This is a genomic window from Xenophilus arseniciresistens (assembly GCF_028023875.1).
GTDB classification, from domain to species: Bacteria; Pseudomonadota; Gammaproteobacteria; order Burkholderiales; family Burkholderiaceae_C; genus Xenophilus; species Xenophilus arseniciresistens.
Genome location: NZ_JAQIPB010000002.1, coordinates 349,143 through 367,570, shown reverse-complemented (window position 1 = coordinate 367,570; position 18,428 = coordinate 349,143). Strand labels below are relative to the sequence as shown.

The following is an 18,428-nucleotide window of genomic DNA, read 5'->3' as shown; positions in this document are numbered from 1 at the left end:
GTAGGTGTTGTGCGGGCAGGGGATTCGGTCGCGGCGTGTCTCAATCCGCAAAGCGCGGCGCGCGGCGCTCGCGGCGGGCCTGGGCCGCTTCGGCCAGGTCGGTTGAAAAGAGCATGGCCGCGTTCCACAGCGCCACCTGCTGCAGGCCGTCGGCGATGCTGTGTTCGCGCGCATGCGTGATGGCCTGCTTGGTGCCGCGCAGCGCCAGCGGCGACTTGGCGGCCAGGCAGCGCGCCATGGCTTCCACGCCCTCGCGCAGGGCCTGCGCGTCTTCATGGCAGCGGTTGACCAGGCGCATCGCCTGGGCTTCGGCGCCTTCCACGCGCCGGCCCGAATAGCACAGCTCGCGCGCCATGCCCTCGCCGATCAGCAGCGGCAGGCGCTGCAGCGTGCCCACGTCGGCCACGATCCCCACGTCGATTTCCTTCACGCTGAACCAGGCCTGCGCACTGCAGTAGCGCAAATCGCAGGCCGTGATGATGTCGATGCCGCCGCCCACGCAGGCCGCATGCACTTCGGCGATCACGGGCTTGGTGCAGCGTTCGATGGCCGTGACCGTGTCCTGGATGTCGAGGATCGCGGCCAGCAGCTTCTCGCGCGAGCGGCCGTCGCAGCCGTCGCGCGTGGCCGCCTGCAGTTCGTCAAAACTCGCCAGGTCCAGCCCCGCGCAGAAGTGGGCGCCGGCCGCACGCAGGATGGCCACGCGCGCGGCCGGCGTGCGCTGCAGCCACTGCATGGCGCTGCGCAGCTCCTGCCACATGGTCATGTTGATGGCATTGGCCTTCTCTGGCCGGTTCAGCACGATGCGCGCAATGCCTTCGTCCAGGCTCAGCTGCAGTGTCTCGAAGGCCGGAAGCGCGTTCATGCGGCGTGCCCCTTGAACTGCGGCGCGCGCTTGGCCAGGAAGGCGCGCACGCCTTCGGCCGCGTCGGCGCTGGCGCCGCAGCGCACCATGCCCTGGTGTTCCAGCGCCAGGTGCTCTTCGAGCGAGCGCCCGGCCACGCCATCGACCAGGCTCTTGATCTGCGCGAAGGAGCCCGTCGCACCCTGCGCCAGTTCGGTGGCCAGGGCCAGCGCGGCGGGCATCAGTTCATCGGGCGGCAGCACCTGTGCATAGAGCCCGAAGGCCAGGCATTCCTGGGCGCTGAAGGCGCGCGCACTGAACAGGATCTGCTTGGCCCGCATGGGCCCGGCCAGCCGCGTGAGCGCCCAGGAGGCGCCCACGTCGGGTGAGAGGCCGATGGACGCATAGCCGCCGCGCAGCTTGGCCGTGTCGGCTGCCAGCACGATGTCGGCCAGCAGGGCCAGGCCGATGCCGCCGCCGCCCAGCGGGCCGTTGAGCGCGCTGACCACGGGCACGGGCAAGCTGGCCAGCGCCTGGATCAGCGCATGCAGCGGGGGAATGCCGCGGTCCAGCGCGCCGGCCAGGTCGCTGCCCGCGCGCACGAAGCCCTGGATGTCGCCGCCCGCGCAGAACACCGGCCCCGCGGCCGTGAGCAGAACGGCGCGCAGGCGGCCGCTGCGCGCGCCTTCGAGCAGCGTGTGCGTGACCTCGGCCAGCGCCTGCGCGCAGGCGTCATCGAGCACATTGGCGCGCTCGGGCCGGTTGAGCGTGACGATGGCCAGGCCGTCCTGCCAGGCCAGAAGGATGGGGGGCGACGAAGACATGCGCGCAGTGTGCGAGCCGCCCCGGCGCCGGTCTTGTGTGCATTGGCTGCGCGCGCTGCGGGTTTGCCTGGGGCCGGCTCGCCAGATTCGGGTAGTCCGGCACGCCCGCGATCAGCGCCCTGTGAAGCGGGGCTTGCGCTTCTCGGCCCAGGCGGCCTGTCCTTCGCGCAGGTCGTCGGAGTCCACCGCCTGGACGATGTCGCGGCGCAGCTCGTCGGCATCCAGCATGTGGCGTGCAATGCGGTTGAGGTGTTTCTTCATGCTCACCAGCGGCAGGGGCGCCATGGCGCAGATCGTCTGTGTCAATGCGTCGGCGGTGGCATTCAGTTGCTGCGCGTCGTCCAGCAGGTGCGTGAGGAAGCCCATCTCCTTGAGGGTCTGCGCATCCACGCGCTCGGCCGTCAGGAACAGGCGCTTGGCGTTGTTCAGGCCCAGCCGGCTCACATAGCGCTCCAGGCCGCTGCGGTAGAAGTGCAGGCCCAGCCGCGCAGCGGGCATGAACATGTCGATGCCGCGCACGCCCAGGCGGAAGTCGCAGGCCAGCGAAAGGTCGGTGGCGCCGCCGTACACGCCGCCCTGGATCACCGCCACCGTCACGGGCCGCGCGTTCTCCAGGCTGTTGACCACCTCCTCGAAAGGCACGCCGCGCGGCTGCCCGATGCGGGTCAGGTCGTAGCCGCTGCAAAAGTACTTGCCCTGCGCCTCGATGCGCAGCGCAAGCACTTCCGGGCGCGCGTTCACAGTGTCGATGTGCGCCTGCAGCGCGGCCAGGTCGGCGGGCTCGAGCCGGTTGGCCTGCTCGGGCCGGCGCAGCATGATGCGCGCAAGCGCGCCGTCGATGACAAGTTCGGGAATGTCCATGGAGTCCTCGGGAGGGAGCCGGCTCAGGCGCCGGACGGGTTGAAGCTCAGCCAGCCCACCGCAGTGCGGATCCGGGGCGGCATCCTGTGGGGCGCGCCGCTCATTCCGCAACGCCCGCTTCGCGCAGCGCCGCCACCTCGGCCGGGCCATAGCCCAGCTCGTGCAGCAGCTCATCGGTCTGCTCGCCCGGGTCCGGTCCGGCATGGTGGAAGTGCTCGGGATGCGGGCAGCTCGACAGGTTGATCGGCGAGCGGATGAGTTGCAGCTCGCCCAGCAGCGGGTGCCGGGCAGGGCGCGTCATGCGCAGGTGCTGCACCTGCGGGTCTTCAAAAGCCTGCCCGATGTCGAAGATCGGGCCGCAGGGCACGCCGGCCCGGTTCAGGCGCGCCACCAGTTCGGCCGAATCGAACTGCGCGGTCACGGCGTTGATGTCGGCGTCGATCTGCTCGCGGTGCGACTGGCGCGAGGCCGGCTCCAGATAGCGCGGATCGTCCTTGAGCGCGTGCGCACCCAGCGCCTCGCAGAAGTTGCCCCACATGCGCGAGGTGGCTGGCGCGATGTTGACGTGGCCGTCGCGCGAGCGGTAGGTGCCCATGGGCACGATGGTCGGATGCCCGTTGCCCTGTTGCTGCGAGACCTCGTGGTCCACGGTGTAGCGCGCGGCCTGGAAGTCCAGCTTGTTGAGCATGCCTTCGATCAGCGAGGTGTGGACCCATTGGCCTTCGCCGGTGTGCTCGCGGTGCAGCAGTGCCAGCAGGATGCCCTGGCCCAGGAACATGCCGGCGGTGGTGTCCGAGATCGCGATGCCCGTGCGCAGCGGCCCGCGGCCGGGCTCGCCCGTGACCGAGCTGAGCCCGGACATGCCCTGCACGATCTGGTCGACGCCGGGGCGCTCGCTGTAGGGGCCGTCCTGGCCGAAGCCCGAAATGCTCGCCAGGATGATGCGCGGGTTGAGCTGGCGCAGTTGCTCGTAGCCCAGGCCCAGGCGCTCTTTGACCTCGGCACGGAAGTTCTCGACCACCACATCGCTGCGCGCGATCAGGCGCCGCAGCACTTGCGCGCCCTGCGGCGATTTGAGGTCCAGGCACAGGCTGCGCTTGTTGCGGTGCAGGTTCTGCTCGTCGGAGCCGCGCCGCCGGCCCGTGACCGAGCCGCGGTCCTGCGGTGCAGGCGGGTCGATGCGGACCACGTCGGCGCCCCAGTCGGCCAGCAGGCGCACGGCCGTCGGGCCGGCGCGGGCGATGGTCAGGTCCAGCACCTTGTAGCGGGACAGCGGCAATTCAGAGGGTGAGGTCATGCGCATGAACGAGTGGGTTGCATCGGGATTCACGCCACCACCGCCACGCCGGTGGGGTCGATGGACAGCACGGATTCGTGCCCGACCTCCAGCACATGCTTGGGCGAGGCATGCACCTTCAGCGGCTCGCCGCCGCCCACCGGGCGCACCAGGTAGTCCCAGTACTCGCCCAGGTAGGTGCGCGAGATGACGGCGACTGGCCCCATCGCAAGCGCGCCATTGCCGCAGGCGCCCAGGAACAGCGATTGCGGGCGGATGGATACCTGGGCCTTTGCTGCGTCGCTGGCCTCACTCGCTGCCAGCGGCACCGCGCCCGGCAAACCCGGCAGCCGCAGGCTGCCTGAGCGCAATTCGCCATGGACCAGGTTGGTCTGGCCGATGAAGCCGGCCACGAAGGGCGTGCGCGGGCGGTTGTAGAGGTTCCACGGCGTGTCGATCTGTTCGAGCCGCCCCAGGTTCAGCACCGCGATGCGGTCGGAGATGGTCATGGCCTCCGACTGGTCGTGGGTGACGTAGACGGTGGTGAAGCGGAACTCGTCGTGCAGGCGGCGGATCTCGCTGGCCATTTCCTCGCGCAGGTTCGCGTCCAGGTTCGACAGCGGCTCGTCCAGCAGCAGCACTTCGGGCCGCACCACCATCGCGCGCGCCAGGGCCACGCGCTGCTGCTGCCCGCCCGAGAGTTCCGCCGGGTAGCGCTGCGCCAGGTGGCCCAGTTGCACCACCTCCAGCATCTCGCCCACCCGGCGCCTGAGCTCATCGGCCGGCGTGCGCCGCACGTTCAGTCCGAAGGCCACGTTCTCGGCCACCGTCATGTTGGGCCAGATGGCGTAGCTCTGGAAGATCATCGACATGCCGCGGTGTTCGGGCGGCACCGTGCGTTTGGCGCCGGAGATCTCGGTGCCATCGATGGCGATGCTGCCGGCCGACAGCTCGATGAAGCCAGCGATCATGCGCAGCGTGGTGGTCTTGCCGCAGCCCGAGGGGCCCAGCAGCGTGACCAGTTCGCCCTTGGCCAGGGACAGGCTCAGGTCATCGACGACCCGTGTCGCGCCATAGGACTTGCCGACCTGATGGAGTTGCAGTTTGGACATGGGAGCTTTCTCTTGTCTCTCGTTATGGGAAGCGGGCTCAGCCGCGGCGCAGCATGAAGTCGCGCCCGGCGATGCGCATGCCCGCGGCCACCACCAGCGTGGTGATCACGACCAGCACCACACCCATGGCGGCCAGCGTTTCGTAGTTGCCCTGTTCGCTCAGGTCCAGGGTCAGCACCGACACCACGCGTGACTGCGGCCCGGTGAGGAACACGGCCGTCGACAGCTCCTTGGTGCAGATCACGAACACCAGGATGAATACGCCGGCCAGCGTCTTGCGCAGCAGTGGGAACACCACCTTGGCCAGCACCGTGAGTCGGCCACCGCCCAGCACGCGCACCGCTTCTTCCAGCTCAGGGTTGAGCGAGCGCACCGAGGCGCCGCAGGCGGTCACGGCAATGGGCAGGAAGCGCGTGGTAAAGGCGATCACGATCAGCGCGCCCGTGCCATAGAGCGAGAAGGGCGGCCCCGCATAGGCTGCGTACAGGCCGATGGCCAGGATCAGCCCCGGCACTGCGATGGGCGCCAGCGCCAGGAACTGCACCACACCGGGCAAGGGCGTGATGCGCCGCTGCGTCGCGTAGGCGATGCACAGGCCCATCAGCACGCACACGAGGGCCGTGGCGCCGGAGAAGAGCACGGTGTTGATCAGTGCCGAGCGCACCGTGAGCTGCTGGAAGAAGATGTCGTGGTAGTTCGCGAAGCTCAGGTTGCCTGCTGCCACACCGCGGCCCCAGGCCTTGGACAGCGAGGCCAGGATCAGGATCACCAGCGGCATCACCACCGTCAGCAGGCCGATCAGACCCGCATGGGCCATCAGCAGCCACTTCCACGCCCCGACGTCGAAGGCACGCCGCTCGCCGCCCTTGCCGGACACCGAAACGAAGCCCTTGCGCGAGAGGATCTTGCGCTGCATGAACAGCATCACCACCGTCAGCAGCAGGATCGGCATGGCGAAGGCCGCGGCCTGGTGGATGCGCAGCGGGTATTCGAAGAAGGTGGCGATCTGCGTGGTGGCCAGGTTGATGCCGGCCGGGATCGCGATCAGTGCGGGCGTGCCGTAAAGCGCCACCGATTCGAGAAAGATCAGGATCGACGCACCCACGATGGAGGGCATCACCAGTGGCAGCGTGACCCGCGTGAGCGTGCGCAGCTTGCCGGCGCCGTGGATCGAGGCGGCGTCTTCCAGCTCGGTCGACACCAGGTCCAGCGCCGATTTGGTGAACACGTACACCAGCGGGAAGGTGTAGAGCGCGATGACGAAGGCCAGGCCCCAGAAGCTGAAGATGTTGAAGGGCCCCTTGTCGCCGCCGAACAGTGCCAGCCACAGGCGGTTGAGCCAGCCGGCGTTGGGGCCGGCCAGCAGGATCCACGCAATGGCGCCCAGGAAGTTCGGCATCACGAAGGCGGCCAGCACGCTCAGGTGCGCCAGGCCGCGCCCGGGCATGTTGGTGCGCGAGACGGCCAGGGCCAGCGGCACGCCCAGCAGCAGCGCGATCAGCGTCACGGCGCCGCCCAGGTACAGCGAGTTGAGCATCGCCTGCACATGGCGGCTGCGGCCGAAGGCCGCGATGTAGTGGTCCAGCGTGACGCCCGCGCCATCGACCACGCCGATGCTGTCCCAGACCAGGCGCAGGATCGGGTTGGCGACCAGGAAGATCAGCGCCGCGATCAGGCTGCCGAACAGCCACAGCGCCGGGTCGGCCCAGCGGCTGGGCACCGAGGACGCGCGCAGCGCGGGAGCGGCCATCGCCGCCTCAGACGCCGAAGGCATCGCGCCAGAGGTCGATGACCTCGGGAAGACCGTTGACCACTTCCTGCGCCGTGGCGTGCAGCAGCTTGGGTGAATCGTCCAGGCCCAGCACGCCGGGGCGCGGCTTGGCGCCGGCGCGCTTGGGAATGCCGTAGCGATCGAAGGCCAGCTTGTCGACCTCTTCGCTGCCGATCAGGAACTCCATGAACAGCTTGGCCGCGTTCGGGTGCGGCGCGTTGGCCATGATGGCCGAGGGCGAGGTCATCAGCATCAGCCCCTCCCTGGGCGCCACCACGGCCAGCGGATTGCCCTTGGCCGCGCCCATGGCGGCCAGGTTGATGGGGCCGGCCGAAATGGAGCGCTCGCCCGAGGTCACGGTGGTGACGGTGTCGATGATCGAGCGGCCGACCTGCGGCTTGTTCTCGGCCAGCTTCTTGAACCAGCCTTCGCCGTAGAGGTTCTTCATCTCGATGGCCCAGGCGCCGACGAAACCGCTGAAGCCCGGGTGGCCCACCGAAGCCAGGTTGCGCCACTTCGGATCGACCAGATCGGCCCAACTGGTGGGCGCGTCTGCGGCCTTGACCTTGGCCGTGTTGTAGATCAGCCCGACCATCGCGACGCTGGCCACGTGGAAGTAGCCCTCGGGGTCAAGGTTCTGCAGCCGCTTGTCCATCTGCGCCGACGAGGCCGGCGTGTGCTGCAGCAGCAGCTTGCGGCGCTTGAGGTCCAGGTAGTGCGCCAGGTCGGTCGACGAGAACACGTCGCAGTTGGCAGTGCGCGCCTGCAGGTCCTGGTTCAGCCGCTGAAAGGCCACCTGCGCCGTGGTGCGCACCACGTTGACCTTCACGCCCGGAAAACGCTCGCTGAAGGTGCGGCCCAGATGCTCGGCATCTTCCGACGGGAGGTAGACGATGTACCAGGTGAGTTCGCCTTCCTTGCGGGCCGCGGCGTGCAGGGTGTCGAGCGAGGCCTGGGCTTGTGCGCCGGCCCAGGGTGCCAACGCGGCGGCCCCGGCCAGCGCCGTGAACTGGCGTCTGTCGATTCGCATGCTTGTCTCCAATCTGTGTGTGGTTCACCGAGCGCTGCCGGCGTCTTTTCAGTGTATGTATCGGTTCTATAAAAATACGTTAGGTGTTTTCATGTATTTTTATGAGATTCATATGAATTCAATGGCTGCGTAGAATGAGCTCGCAACAGGAGACTTGACTGATGGCCCCTTCCTCACGCGCTCGTGTCAATCTGAGCGACAAGATCCGCGCCGCACTGGAGGCGGAGATCACTTCGGGTGAACTGGTGGCCGGTGCCCGCATCGACGAGCAGGCCCTGATGGAGCGTTTCGAGGTCTCGCGCACCCCGGCGCGCGAAGCGCTGCTGCAACTGATCTCTGCCGGACTTGTGACCACCCTGCCCAGACAGGGCGCGGTGGTGGCCACGCTTTCGGTGGCCGAGTACGTGGCGATGCTGGAAGTGCTGACCGAACTCGAAGGGCTGGCAGCGCGCCTGGCCGCGCGGCGCATGCCGGCGGTGCAGCGGCGCCAGTTGCAGGAAGCCGACCAAGCCTGCCGCGAAGCCGCGCAGCGCGATGACCCGGTGGCCTACGGTCAGGCCAACACGCGCTTTCACGAAATCATCTACGACGGCAGCCTCAACGACGTGCTGGCCAAGCAGTTGCGCGCCATGCGCCTGCGCATGCGTCATCCGCGCAGCACGCTGTTCGACCGGCCCGGCCGCATTCGCAGTTCGCTGGCCGAACACGAGGTCGTGCTGCAGGCCATCCTGTCCGGTGACGAGGACGCGGCCTACCGCGGGATGAGCGGCCACATCTCCAGCGGCGGCAATGTCTATGCCGATGCGATCGCAAGCATGCCCTTCACCCGGCCGCAAGCCGCGCCGGTGGCCACGGCCGAGGTGGCGGCGGATGCGCTGGCGGTCACGCGCAAGGCCGCGGCCAGGCGCGTGTCGACCTCGAAGGCGGATTGACGGGGTGCCTGCGATGAAACCCCCAATCACCACCACCACCGCCATTCAGATCCAGCGCACCGGAGGCCCCGAGGTGCTCGAGGCGATCACCGTCGAGGTGGCCGCTCCGGCGCCTGGCGAAGTGCGCATCCGACAATCGGCCATCGGGCTGAACTTCGCCGACGTCTACCAGCGGCGCGGCAGCCACGGCCCGCATGCGGCCACGCAGTTTCCGCTGGTGCTGGGGGCGCAGGGCGCCGGCGTGATCGAGGCCGTGGGTGAGGGCGTGCATGACTTGCAGGTCGGGCAGTCGGTGGCGTACTTCCATCCCGGGGCCTATCAGGTGCTGCGCAATGTGCCGGCGTCGCGCGTGCTGGCGCTGCCCGCGGGCATCAGCGAGGAGGTGGCCGGCGCCACGCTGCTGCGCGGCCTCACGGCCGAATACCTGTTGCATCGTCTGTACCGAGTTCAGCCCGGCGACCGGGTGCTGGTGCATGCGGCTGCTGGTGGCATGGGCGTGATCCTGTGCCAATGGGCCCGCGCGCTGGGCGCCACCGTGATCGGCACTGTAGGCTCAGCGGCCAAGCAGACGGTCGCGCTCGCGCATGGCTGCCATCATGTCATCGACTACCGCCGCGAGGACTTCGCGGCGCGCACGATGGAAGTCACTGAAGGGCAGGGCGTGGCGGTGGTCTACGACGCGGTGGGCAAGGATGTGTTCCTGCCTTCCCTGGACTGCCTGCAGCCCATGGGCATGGCCATCAACTACGGCACGGCCTCGGGCGATGTGGAAGCCTTCGATCTGCAACGCCTGCATGCGAAGTCATTGATCGTGTCGCGCCCGACGCTGCGCACCTTCATCAGCCGCCCCGAAGACCTGCGCCGCGGCGCTGCGACGCTGTGGCAGGCCGTGCAGGAGGGGCTGGTGCGTCTGGAGGTCAATCACCGCTACGCGCTGGCCGACGTGCGCCAGGCGCATGCCGACATCGAAGGCCGCGCCACGATGGGCGCGGTGGTGCTTGTGCCCTGAGGGGCGCCCTTGGCAGCGCGGGCCACGGGGCGGTGTGCCGCTGCACACCCCAAAAAATGACGGAGACAACACCATGAAGCTGTACCACGGCTGGCTGTCCAGCGCTTCGCGCCGCGTGCGCCTGTGCCTGGCCGAGAAAGGGCTGCCCTACGAAAGCGTGCCCATCGACATGGGCCGCCAGGAGCATCATTCGCCCGCCTACCTGGCCATGAACCCCAATGGCCAGGTGCCCGCACTGCGGCTGGACGACGGCCGATCACTCTACGAGAGCTCGACGATCTGCGAGTACCTGGACGACATCTGCCCGCAGCCGCCGCTGCGCCCGGCCGATGCCTATGCGCGCGCCACGATGCGCAACTTCATCCGCTGGACCGATGAGAAGGCGCTGCCCAATCTGCTGATCCTGAACTGGAGCATCGCCCTGCAGCCCGGTGCCAGTCGCTGGAGTGACGAGGAACTGGCCGCCAAGCTCGCTCGCGTGCCCACCGCAGAGCGCCGCGAGGCCTGGTCGCGCATCGCGCGCCATCCGTACACCGAGGAGGAGAAGCGGCAGGCGCTGGCCAAGCTGCTGGCCCTGATGACCGAGATGGAGCAGCTGTTCGCATCCGGCGGTGGGCCGTGGCTGATGGGCCCCGACTACTCGCTGGCTGACATTGCGGCGGTGCCCTTTGTTGCACGCATCACTGAACTGGCGCCCGATGCGGTGCAACGCCATGCCCGCATCGCGCAGTGGTGGAAGCGAGCGACGGAGCGCCCTGCATTCCAGCAGGCCCGGATCGAGCGATTCGATGTGGCCCTGAGTCGAGTGCAGAACCAGGAGCGCTCAGAAAAGCAGGGGGTTGATGCAGCGGTGCCGGCGGCACAGGCGCCTCAGCGGTAGGTGATCAGCGACTCGGGCACGCCGGGCGCTTCCAGGTGCGGCAGCGCATTGAAGCTGCTGAGCGTGACGGCGCCGGGGCGGCTGAGCAGCCGGCTGATGGAGGTGTTGTGCACCGCGTAGTGCAGGGCCGGCACATGTTCGTCGGGCAGGCCCATGATGGCCTGGCACATGGCGGCGATGGCGCCGCCGGAGCTGTAGATCACGGCGCTTTGGCCGCTGCCGCATTGCTCGGCCACCTGCATCAGGGCGTCCATGCAGCGCGCGCGAAAGCCGGCCCAGGTCAGCGAGCCCGCCACCACGCCTTCGCCGCGCACCCAGCTTTCCAGCGCCTGCGAGAAAAGCTGCTGGAACAGCCTGCGCGGGTTCTCGGCGGTGCGCAGCAGCGCGGCCAGCTTTTCGCCGTCCACCAGCTCGGGGTTGGCGCCGGCGGCAAACACGTCATGGTGGCCGTATTCGTTGAAGCGCGCGTCGATCTGCAGCGCGGGCGCGGGCTGCGGCAACTGCGCCAGGCTCAGCTCGGCCGTGCGGCTCTGGCGCCGCAGCTCGCCCGAGAAGGCGTGCTGGAAGTGCTCGCCGCGCGCGGCCCACCAGCGGCCCAGCACGATCGACTGCTCTTCGCCCAGGGGCGAGAGCTGGTCGTAGTCGGCCGACAGCAGCGAGGCCTGCGCATGGCGCACGAGGACGATCTTGCCCATGGGTGTTCGTGGGGTGCCGTTCGCTCACTCGCCGCGCCACTGCGGCGCGCGCTTTTCCACGAAGGCCCGCGCGCCTTCGAGCGCGTCGGCCGAGCGGCCGATGGCCTGCGCGATGGGCTCCTGGCGCGCGAACATCTGGTCGCTGGGCCAGTCGGCCGATTCGCGGATCACGCGCTTGCTGGCCGCCACGGCCAGCGGTGCCTGCGCCGCAACCTGACTGGCCAGCACCAGGGCCGCGTCGAGTGCGCCGCCCTTGGGCGTGAGCCGGTTGACCAGGCCGTGCTGGTGCGCCAGCGGTGCATCGAGCATCTCGCCGGTCAGCGCCAGTTCCATGGCCAGGTGGTAGGGCAGGCGCTGCGGCAGGCGCATCAGCCCGCCGGCCGAGGCGATCAGGCCGCGCTTGACTTCGGGCAGCCCGAAGCGCGCGTCTTCGGCGGCCACGATCAGGTCGCAGGCCAGCGCCATTTCGCAGCCGCCCGCCACGGCAAAGCCCTCGACGGCCGCGATCAGCGGCTTGGCCGGCGGCGCCTCGGTCAGGCCGCCGAAGCCCTTGCCCGGGATCATGGGCGTTTCGCCGCGCGTGAAGGCGGCCAGGTCCATGCCTGCGCTGAAGAAGCCGCCCGCGCCCGTGAGCACGGCCACGCGCCAGGCACTGTTCTGCTCGAACTCGGCCAGCGCCTGCGAGAGGGCCTGCGCCAGGCCCTGGTTGACGGCGTTGCGGCGTTCGGGGCGGTTCAGCGTCAGCACCAGCACATTGCCGTGTGTGCTGCGAAGCAGCAGTTCTTCGCTCATTCGGGGTCTCCTTGTTGGGTTGTCAGTCGGGGGTGGCGCTGCCGTGCAGCGTGGCTTCCATGCAGGGCTGGCCGTCGCTGCCGCAGGTCCACAGCCGCGTGCCTTCGGGGCCCGGGGCCTGGGCGCGCGCATGCACACCCTGCGCGTCGAAGCGGCCCAGGAACAGCGGCGCGCGTGCGCGCAGCGTGAGGCGCGACAGCGGCCGCCCGGGCTGCCACCGGCGCCAGGCTTCGGCGATCAGCAGCGCCTGCAGCGGGCCGTGCACCACCAGCGCGGGGTAGCCGGCCACGCCGCGGGCATAGGGCAGGTCGTAGTGGATGCGGTGGCTGTTGAAAGTCAGGGCCGAGAAGCGGAACAGCCGCGCCTCGTCCACGGGCGTGCGCCATTCCTGCGCCCATTCGGGCGGCGTTGGGGGTGGCGCAGCCGCGCTGGATGTCGCTGCCGAATCAGGCCCCAGGAACACCGCGCGGTCGATCTCGGTGAAGGCCAGCCGGCCGTGCTGCGACCACTGGTGCTCCCAGCTCACGAAGACCATGGGGCCGCGGCGGCCGGCCTTGAGCTGCATGTCGGCGATGCGCGAGCGGCGCTGCGCCACTTCGCCCAGGTACAGCGGGCGCTGCCAGTGGAAGTCCGCGCCGGCCCACATCACCTGCGGCAGCGCAATCGGGGGCATCAGGCTGTCGCCGCTGTCCTCGTCGCCGCCGTCGCTGCCCCGCAGCGGCGCGCCGTCTTCGCCCAGTTGCGCGCTGGGCGTGAGCGCATGCAGGTAGAGCTGGTGCCACAGCGGCGGCAGCGCCTGCCCTTCGGACCAGGCCGCGGGCGCGGGCAGGTCCAGCGTGGCGGCCAGGGCGCGGGCGGGCTGCACGGCCAGGCGTTGCGAAGCCTGGCTGCGCCGCGCCAGCCAGGGCGCCAGGGCCTGAAGATCGTCTTCGGTCATGCAGCAGTGCCCCGGCTTGGCTGTCGGAGCGCGGGGCTCAGGCCACTTCGAACAGGCCCGCGGCACCCATGCCGCCGCCCACGCACATGGTGACCACCACGTACTTCACGCCGCGGCGCTTGCCTTCGATCAGCGCATGGCCCACCAGGCGCGCGCCCGTCATGCCGTAGGGGTGGCCGATGGAGATGCCGCCGCCGTCCACGTTGTAGATCGCGGGGTCGATGCCCAGGTGGTCGCGGCAGTACAGGGCCTGCACGGCAAAGGCTTCGTTGAGTTCCCACAGGCCGATGTCGCTGACCTTCAGCCCGTGCTGCTTGAGCAGCTTGGGGATGGCGTAGATCGGGCCGATGCCCATTTCCTCGGGCGCGCAGCCGGCCACGGCCATGCCGCGGTAGATGCCCAGCGGCTGCAGGCCGCGCTTTTCGGCCAGGGCGCGGTCCATCAGCACGCTGGCCGAGGCGCCGTCCGAAAGCTGGCTCGCGTTGCCGGCCGTGATGACGCCGCCTTCGATGACGGGCTTGAGGCTCTTGAGGCCTTCGAGCGTGGTGTCGGGGCGGTTGCCCTCGTCGCGCGAGAGGGTCACTTCCTTGTGGCTGATGGCGCCGGTCTGCTTGTCGGCGATGGCCATCGTGGCGGTGATGGGGACGATCTCGGCGTCCAGGCGGCCGGCTTCCTGCGCGGCGGCCGTGCGCTGCTGCGACTGCAGCGAGTACTCGTCCTGCGCGTCGCGCGAGATCTTGTACTTCTTCGCCACGAACTCGGCCGTCTGCAGCATGGGCATGTAGGCATGCTCGGCGCGCGCCAGCACGTTCGGGTCCACCTCCTGGCCCACCCACTTCATGTACGGGCCCTGCACGGCCGAGATGTTCTCCTGGCCGCCGGCCACCACCACGTCCATGCCATCCACGATCACCTGCTTGGCGGCCGTGGCGATGGCCATCAGGCCGCTGGCGCACTGGCGGTCCAGGGTCTGGCCCGACACCACGTCGGGCAGGCCCGCCGCCAGCAGCGCGGTGCGCGCCAGGTTGCCACCCGCGGTGCCGGCCGTCAGCACGGCGCCGGCCACCACGTCCTGGATTTCCTTCGGGTCCACGCCCGAGCGCTGCACGGCATGGGCGATGGCGTGGCCCAGCATCGTGGGCGACTTGATGTTGTTGAGCGCACCCTTGAAGGCACGGCCGATGGGCGTGCGGGCGGTGGAGACGATGACGGCTTCTCTCATGGCGAGTCCTTGGTGACGATGCAAAAAAGGAAAGGAACGGGGAGGGGGAAAAACTCAGCGCGCGCCCAGCGAAAGCGTTCGGCCTTCGGCCGCGCGCTGGCGCAGCAGCGGGCTCACGCGCCAGTAGCCATGCGCGTTGCCGCGCACCTGGGCATAGTGCTCCAGGCGCTGCACCACATGGGCCAGGCCGCGCAGGTCGGCCAGGCACATGGGGCCGCCTGCATGGTCGGGAAAGCCGTAGCCGGCGGTCCACACCACGTCGATGTCGCTGCCGCGGTAGGCAATGCCTTCCTCGAGGATGCGCGCGCCTTCGTTGACCATGCTGTAGATCAGGCGCTCGACGATCTCGTTGTCGCTGATGTCCTCGCGCCGCGCGATGCCGTGCTCGCGCGCCAGCGCCTCGGCCAGGGCCAGCGTGTCGGGGTTGGGCAGCGGGGTGCGGCCCTCGTAGCGGTAGTAGCCGGCGCCGGTCTTCTGGCCGTACTGGCCCCTGGCATACAGCGCCTGCACCAGCGCGCGGTAGCTCGGGTCGGCCGGCAGGCCGCCGGTCTTGCCCAGCTCGATCACGGTCTTGGCGCCCACATCGATGCCGGCCATGTCGAGCATTCGGCACGGGCCCATGGCCAGACCCAGGGCCTGCACCGCGCCGTCCACCTGCGCGGGCGTGGCGCCTTCCATCAGCAGGAACTCGGCCTCGCGCATGTAGACCTCGGCCATGCGGTTGCCGATGAAGCCGTAGCACACGCCCGAGACCACCGCCACCTTGCCGATGCGCGGGGCCAGCTTCATCACCGTGGCGAGCACGGCGGGGTCGGTCCTGGCGCCACGCACCACTTCCAGCAGGCGCATCACGTTCGCGGGGCTGAAGAAGTGCATGCCCAGCATGTCGGCCGGGCGGCCGCTGGCTTGCGCGATCTGGTCCACGTCGAGCGTGGAGGTGTTGGTGGCGATGATGGCGCCGGGCTTGACCACGGCGCCCAGCTTCGCGGCGATCTCCTTCTTCAGCGCCATGTCCTCGAACACCGCCTCGATCACCAGGTCCACCTGCGCCAGATCGTCATAGGACAGGCTGGGCGTGATGAGCGCGATGCGCTTTTCGGCCACGTCGGCCGCGAGCTTGCCCTTGGCCACGGTGGCTTCGTAGTTCTTGCGGATCAGGCCCATGCCGCGTTCCAGCGCCACCGACGTGGCCTCGACCAGCACCACGGGCAGGCCCGCGTTGGCCAGCGCCATGGCGATGCCGCCGCCCATGGTGCCGGCACCGACCACGCCCACGCGTTCGATGCTGCGCAGCGGCAGATCTTTGGGCAGTCCGGGAATCTTGCCGGTCTGCCGCTCAGCAAAGAACAGGTGGCGCATGGCTTGGGACTGCGGCGTGCGCAGCACGCCCATGAACTCGCGTGCTTCGGCCGCCTCGCCTTCGGCGAAGCTGGGCGCGGTGGCCGCGGCGCGCACGGCGCGCGCGATGGCGCCCAGCGCGGGGTAGTGGAACTGGGCTTCGGCCAGCGCCACGGCCTGGTCGAAGAAGTCGGGCGCCAGGCCCGCGGTGGGAACCTGCAGCGCGCTGGCGCGGCGCGGCTGCCAGTCTTGCGCCACCAGCGCGCGTGCGCGGGCCAGGGCCGCGGCGCGCAGGTCGCCGTCGCACAGCTCGTCGAGGATGCCCGCGGCCAGCGCTTCCTGGTCGCCGACCATGCGGCCGGTGCTCATCATCTGCAGCGCCTTTTCTGCGCCGGCCAGGCGCGGCAGGCGCTGCGTGCCCAGCGAGCCCGGGATCAGGCCCAGCTTGACTTCGGGCAGGCCCACGCGCGTGCCGCGCAGCGCCAGGCGCCAGTGGCAGGCCATGGCCAGTTCGAGCCCGCCGCCCAGCGCCGTGCCGTGGATGGCGGCCACCACGGGCCGCGTCAGCGCCTCCAGCCGGCCCAGAAAGGCGTTGTAGGGCACGGCGCTGAAGTCGGGGTCTTCAAAGGCCGCGATGTCGCCGCCGGCCACGAAGGTGCGGCCCTCGCAGGCCAGCACCAGCGCGCGCAGTTCAGGCGCGGCCTCGAAGGCGGCCAGCGCGTCGATCAGGCCCTGCACGGTGTCCGGGCTCAGCGCATTGACCGGCGGGTTGTCGATCAAGAGCAGGCCGATGTCGCCTTCGCGCTGCAGGCTGACCGGTGAACGGTTCATGGGTGTGTCTCCTGTGAGGCAGCGGCCCATGACGGGTTGGACGTGAGCGGCCGCGCGCCGAGGTCCCTAGCGTAAACAGCAAAGCCTGCACTGGCTTGTGTGCAGTGGTCGCGCAGGTGTCAGCCCGAGGGGGCTTGGGCGTCGCGCAGGTGTCAGGGCGCGGCGCGACTTGGGTGCAGCTCAGGCCAGCGTGAGTTCAACGGGCGGTAGGCCCTCGAACTCGCCGCGCACCACGCCGGGCTCATGGAGGAGTTGCATGCCCGTGTACGAACCCGCCGTCACGATCTGGCCTTCGTGCAGGGTCAGGCCCATCGTGCCCGCATGCGCCACCACCCAGCGCAGCAGCCGCTGCAGATCGCCCGCGGGGTTGAGCACCTGCGCAGGCAGGATGCTGCGGCCGTTGAAGCTCAGCGATGCGGTGGGCGCGAGAAAGGGATAGCCGGCGTCGAAGGGCACGCCGTGCGAAACCACCAGTGCGCCGTGGCATTGCAGGTCGGCCAGCTGGGCCAGCTTGTCGGCATCGGGCCAGCCGGCCAGGCGCGAATCCACCACCTCGAGCGTGACCACCATGCGGTCGAAGGCCGCGGCAAGGGCCGCATCGTCATGGCCTCGCGCCTGGGGTGCGAGCGTGCGGCCCAGCCTGAAGCCAATCTCCAGCTCGATGCCGGTGACGATGAAGTTGCTGCGCGCGAGCGTGGCCCCGCTCGCATGCACGCACGAGGCCGGCAGCGGCGCGCCGAGGATCGGGCCGTCTGCCGACTTCGCGCCCACCTTCCAGCCGCCGATGGCCTCGCCGGCCAGCGCGAGCTGGGCCTGCTGCACGCGGTGCGCGCTTGCTGCGTCGCGCGGTGTCAGCTGCGCCTGCTCGCGCAGCACATCGGTGGGACTGGCGCTGCGCCGTGCCTGCAGCAGCGCCTGGGCCAGGGCCTGTTCGTGGGCGGCTTGTGGGGTGTCTTGCGTGGGGTTCATCGGTGTCGGTGGCTCAGGCCTGGGGAAGAAGCCGCCATCATCACCGATGCGCCTCAGCCGCCGGCCTTCATCGCCGCGGCGATCCAGCCATCGAAGGTCTTCTGGTGCGCCTTGATCCAGCCGTCGGTGTGGCGCTCGATGTCGGCGGCCTTGTTCTCGCCGTTGCGCATGCGCAGGTTCTGCGCGTTGATGTCGCCCACGGGCAGCTGCATCACTTCAAAGAGCTTGGCCGCGGCCGGGTTGGCGTCGGCGAAAGCCTTGTTGGCCACGATGTGCTGCGTGTTGGGCATGAAGCCGTAGTTCTGGCCGTTGGGCAGCTTGGTGTCCACGCCCTTCTGTTCGCCGGGCAGCGAAGAGAAGGGCACCTGCAGCCACACCACGTCGGTGCCGGGCTTGAGCACGCCGCTGACCCAGTAGGGCGTCCAGGTGTAGTACAGCGTGGGCTTGCCTTCCTTGTGGCGCGTGATGGTGTCGGCCATCAGCGCGGCATAGCTGCCCTGCACATGCTGCACGGTGCCCGTCAGGCCGTAGGCCTGCAGATGGTGGTTGATCACGGCCTCGCAGCCCCAGCCCGGGTTGCAGCCCGTGAGGTTGGCCTTGCCGTCACCGTCGGTGTCGAAGAGCTTGGCGATCTTCGGGTCCTTGAGCTGCTCGATGCTGCGGATCTTGTGCGCGTCGGCCGTCTTCTTGTCGATCAGGTAGCCTTGCAGCGCATTGGTGGAGAAGGTGCCCTTGCGGTAGAGCTTCGCGTCGCCGCCCGAGTTCTTGTAGAAGTCCGCGTGCAGCGGGTTCCAGCTGGCGGCCAGCATCGTTGCGTCGCCGTTGGCGATGGCCAGGTAGGCGGTGGCGTATTCCACCTCGCGGATGGGCTGCACGTCGTAGCCCAGCTTCTCGAGCGCGCGGCTGACCAGCAGGGTCTGGAAGGTCTCTTCGGCGATGGAACTCTTGAGCGGCTGGACCTTGATGCCCTTGCCGGGCAGCGCCTGCGCCATGGCGCCAGTGGCGGCCATGCTGAGCAGGCCGGCGGCAAGCAGGGCGCGAACGGATTGGAATGTCATGCGATAGCTCCTTCTTTCTGGGTGATTCATTGGCGGCTCAGCCGCGG

Annotated in this window: 17 protein-coding genes; 3 read left to right on the top strand and 14 right to left on the bottom strand. The window is 69.4% G+C overall.

What is annotated here, in order from left to right; translation table 11 throughout:
• Window positions 1-40: 40 nt before the first annotated feature.
• The 7 genes from PGB34_RS06315 to PGB34_RS06285 all read right to left on the bottom strand — a co-directional run bounded on the left by PGB34_RS06315 (window position 41) and on the right by PGB34_RS06285 (window position 7,718).
• Window positions 41-865 carry a crotonase/enoyl-CoA hydratase family protein gene (locus tag PGB34_RS06315; RefSeq protein WP_271427217.1) on the bottom strand — a complete coding sequence of 275 codons (825 nt, stop codon included), beginning with the start codon at window positions 863-865 and terminating at the stop codon, window positions 41-43.
• Window positions 862-1,668: an enoyl-CoA hydratase-related protein gene (locus PGB34_RS06310; RefSeq protein WP_271427216.1), complete on the bottom strand. Its 807-nt coding sequence runs from the start codon at window positions 1,666-1,668 to the stop codon at window positions 862-864. Before PGB34_RS06310 ends, PGB34_RS06315 begins: the two co-directional genes overlap by 4 nt.
• Before the next feature lie 111 nt (window positions 1,669-1,779).
• On the bottom strand, window positions 1,780-2,529 hold the full coding sequence (locus PGB34_RS06305; protein WP_271427215.1) for an enoyl-CoA hydratase/isomerase family protein: 750 nt from the start codon (window positions 2,527-2,529) through the stop codon (window positions 1,780-1,782).
• A gap of 100 nt (window positions 2,530-2,629) precedes the next feature.
• Window positions 2,630-3,826: a CaiB/BaiF CoA transferase family protein gene (locus tag PGB34_RS06300; protein ID WP_271427214.1), complete on the bottom strand. Its 1,197-nt coding sequence runs from the start codon at window positions 3,824-3,826 to the stop codon at window positions 2,630-2,632.
• Window positions 3,827-3,855: 29 nt separating this feature from the next.
• The gene (locus tag PGB34_RS06295) at window positions 3,856-4,917 is read right to left on the bottom strand and encodes an ABC transporter ATP-binding protein (RefSeq protein ID WP_271427213.1); all 1,062 of its coding nucleotides are present in this window, start codon (window positions 4,915-4,917) and stop codon (window positions 3,856-3,858) included.
• Window positions 4,918-4,954: 37 nt separating this feature from the next.
• Window positions 4,955-6,667 carry an ABC transporter permease gene (locus tag PGB34_RS06290; protein WP_271427212.1) on the bottom strand — a complete coding sequence of 571 codons (1,713 nt, stop codon included), beginning with the start codon at window positions 6,665-6,667 and terminating at the stop codon, window positions 4,955-4,957.
• A gap of 7 nt (window positions 6,668-6,674) precedes the next feature.
• Complete coding sequence (locus PGB34_RS06285; protein ID WP_271427211.1) at window positions 6,675-7,718, bottom strand: ABC transporter substrate-binding protein; 1,044 nt, start codon at window positions 7,716-7,718, stop codon at window positions 6,675-6,677.
• A gap of 161 nt (window positions 7,719-7,879) precedes the next feature.
• On the opposite strand from PGB34_RS06285, the gene PGB34_RS06280 reads away from it, so the two are divergent.
• The 3 genes from PGB34_RS06280 (at window position 7,880) to PGB34_RS06270 (ending at window position 10,539) form a co-directional block, all read left to right on the top strand.
• The gene (locus PGB34_RS06280; RefSeq protein WP_271427210.1) at window positions 7,880-8,650 is read left to right on the top strand and encodes a GntR family transcriptional regulator; all 771 of its coding nucleotides are present in this window, start codon (window positions 7,880-7,882) and stop codon (window positions 8,648-8,650) included.
• Window positions 8,651-8,663: 13 nt separating this feature from the next.
• Window positions 8,664-9,659 (top strand): quinone oxidoreductase family protein, encoded by a 996-nt coding sequence (locus PGB34_RS06275; RefSeq protein WP_271427209.1) that lies wholly within the window; start codon window positions 8,664-8,666, stop codon window positions 9,657-9,659.
• A gap of 73 nt (window positions 9,660-9,732) precedes the next feature.
• Window positions 9,733-10,539, top strand: coding sequence for a glutathione S-transferase family protein (locus tag PGB34_RS06270; protein WP_271427208.1), 807 nt, complete (start codon window positions 9,733-9,735; stop codon window positions 10,537-10,539).
• Here PGB34_RS06270 and PGB34_RS06265 read toward each other — a convergent pair.
• The 7 genes from PGB34_RS06265 to proX all read right to left on the bottom strand — a co-directional run bounded on the left by PGB34_RS06265 (window position 10,530) and on the right by proX (window position 18,381).
• Window positions 10,530-11,234 carry a histidine phosphatase family protein gene (locus PGB34_RS06265; RefSeq protein WP_271427207.1) on the bottom strand — a complete coding sequence of 235 codons (705 nt, stop codon included), beginning with the start codon at window positions 11,232-11,234 and terminating at the stop codon, window positions 10,530-10,532. The two genes, PGB34_RS06270 and PGB34_RS06265, sit on opposite strands and share 10 nt — an antisense overlap.
• A gap of 24 nt (window positions 11,235-11,258) precedes the next feature.
• Window positions 11,259-12,026 (bottom strand): crotonase/enoyl-CoA hydratase family protein, encoded by a 768-nt coding sequence (locus PGB34_RS06260; RefSeq protein WP_271427206.1) that lies wholly within the window; start codon window positions 12,024-12,026, stop codon window positions 11,259-11,261.
• 22 nt (window positions 12,027-12,048) lie between these two features.
• Window positions 12,049-12,963, bottom strand: a complete 915-nt coding sequence (locus PGB34_RS06255; RefSeq protein WP_271427205.1) for an FAS1-like dehydratase domain-containing protein — start codon at window positions 12,961-12,963, stop codon at window positions 12,049-12,051.
• A 37-nt stretch (window positions 12,964-13,000) separates the two neighbouring features.
• On the bottom strand, window positions 13,001-14,185 hold the full coding sequence (locus PGB34_RS06250) for an acetyl-CoA C-acyltransferase (RefSeq protein WP_271427204.1): 1,185 nt from the start codon (window positions 14,183-14,185) through the stop codon (window positions 13,001-13,003).
• 54 nt (window positions 14,186-14,239) lie between these two features.
• Window positions 14,240-16,354 (bottom strand): 3-hydroxyacyl-CoA dehydrogenase NAD-binding domain-containing protein, encoded by a 2,115-nt coding sequence (locus PGB34_RS06245; RefSeq protein ID WP_271427203.1) that lies wholly within the window; start codon window positions 16,352-16,354, stop codon window positions 14,240-14,242.
• 180 nt (window positions 16,355-16,534) lie between these two features.
• Entirely contained in the window at window positions 16,535-17,323 is a 789-nt protein-coding gene (locus PGB34_RS06240; protein WP_271427202.1) for a 2-keto-4-pentenoate hydratase, read from the bottom strand.
• A gap of 53 nt (window positions 17,324-17,376) precedes the next feature.
• Window positions 17,377-18,381 carry a glycine betaine/L-proline ABC transporter substrate-binding protein ProX gene (gene proX, locus PGB34_RS06235; protein ID WP_271427201.1) on the bottom strand — a complete coding sequence of 335 codons (1,005 nt, stop codon included), beginning with the start codon at window positions 18,379-18,381 and terminating at the stop codon, window positions 17,377-17,379.
• Window positions 18,382-18,428 lie beyond the last annotated feature (47 nt).

What these genes read in the sequence shown, in the direction of transcription:
- PGB34_RS06315 (WP_271427217.1), bottom strand. Translation starts at nt 865, where the DNA reads ATGAACGCGCTTCCGGCCTTCGAGACACTGCAGCTGAGCCTGGACGAA.
- PGB34_RS06310 (WP_271427216.1), bottom strand. Translation starts at nt 1,668, where the DNA reads ATGTCTTCGTCGCCCCCCATCCTTCTGGCCTGGCAGGACGGCCTGGCC.
- PGB34_RS06305 (WP_271427215.1), bottom strand. Translation starts at nt 2,529, where the DNA reads ATGGACATTCCCGAACTTGTCATCGACGGCGCGCTTGCGCGCATCATG.
- PGB34_RS06300 (WP_271427214.1), bottom strand. Translation starts at nt 3,826, where the DNA reads ATGACCTCACCCTCTGAATTGCCGCTGTCCCGCTACAAGGTGCTGGAC.
- PGB34_RS06295 (WP_271427213.1), bottom strand. Translation starts at nt 4,917, where the DNA reads ATGTCCAAACTGCAACTCCATCAGGTCGGCAAGTCCTATGGCGCGACA.
- PGB34_RS06290 (WP_271427212.1), bottom strand. Translation starts at nt 6,667, where the DNA reads ATGGCCGCTCCCGCGCTGCGCGCGTCCTCGGTGCCCAGCCGCTGGGCC.
- PGB34_RS06285 (WP_271427211.1), bottom strand. Translation starts at nt 7,718, where the DNA reads ATGCGAATCGACAGACGCCAGTTCACGGCGCTGGCCGGGGCCGCCGCG.
- PGB34_RS06280 (WP_271427210.1), top strand. Translation starts at nt 7,880, where the DNA reads ATGGCCCCTTCCTCACGCGCTCGTGTCAATCTGAGCGACAAGATCCGC.
- PGB34_RS06275 (WP_271427209.1), top strand. Translation starts at nt 8,664, where the DNA reads ATGAAACCCCCAATCACCACCACCACCGCCATTCAGATCCAGCGCACC.
- PGB34_RS06270 (WP_271427208.1), top strand. Translation starts at nt 9,733, where the DNA reads ATGAAGCTGTACCACGGCTGGCTGTCCAGCGCTTCGCGCCGCGTGCGC.
- PGB34_RS06265 (WP_271427207.1), bottom strand. Translation starts at nt 11,234, where the DNA reads ATGGGCAAGATCGTCCTCGTGCGCCATGCGCAGGCCTCGCTGCTGTCG.
- PGB34_RS06260 (WP_271427206.1), bottom strand. Translation starts at nt 12,026, where the DNA reads ATGAGCGAAGAACTGCTGCTTCGCAGCACACACGGCAATGTGCTGGTG.
- PGB34_RS06255 (WP_271427205.1), bottom strand. Translation starts at nt 12,963, where the DNA reads ATGACCGAAGACGATCTTCAGGCCCTGGCGCCCTGGCTGGCGCGGCGC.
- PGB34_RS06250 (WP_271427204.1), bottom strand. Translation starts at nt 14,185, where the DNA reads ATGAGAGAAGCCGTCATCGTCTCCACCGCCCGCACGCCCATCGGCCGT.
- PGB34_RS06245 (WP_271427203.1), bottom strand. Translation starts at nt 16,354, where the DNA reads ATGAACCGTTCACCGGTCAGCCTGCAGCGCGAAGGCGACATCGGCCTG.
- PGB34_RS06240 (WP_271427202.1), bottom strand. Translation starts at nt 17,323, where the DNA reads ATGAACCCCACGCAAGACACCCCACAAGCCGCCCACGAACAGGCCCTG.
- proX (WP_271427201.1), bottom strand. Translation starts at nt 18,381, where the DNA reads ATGACATTCCAATCCGTTCGCGCCCTGCTTGCCGCCGGCCTGCTCAGC.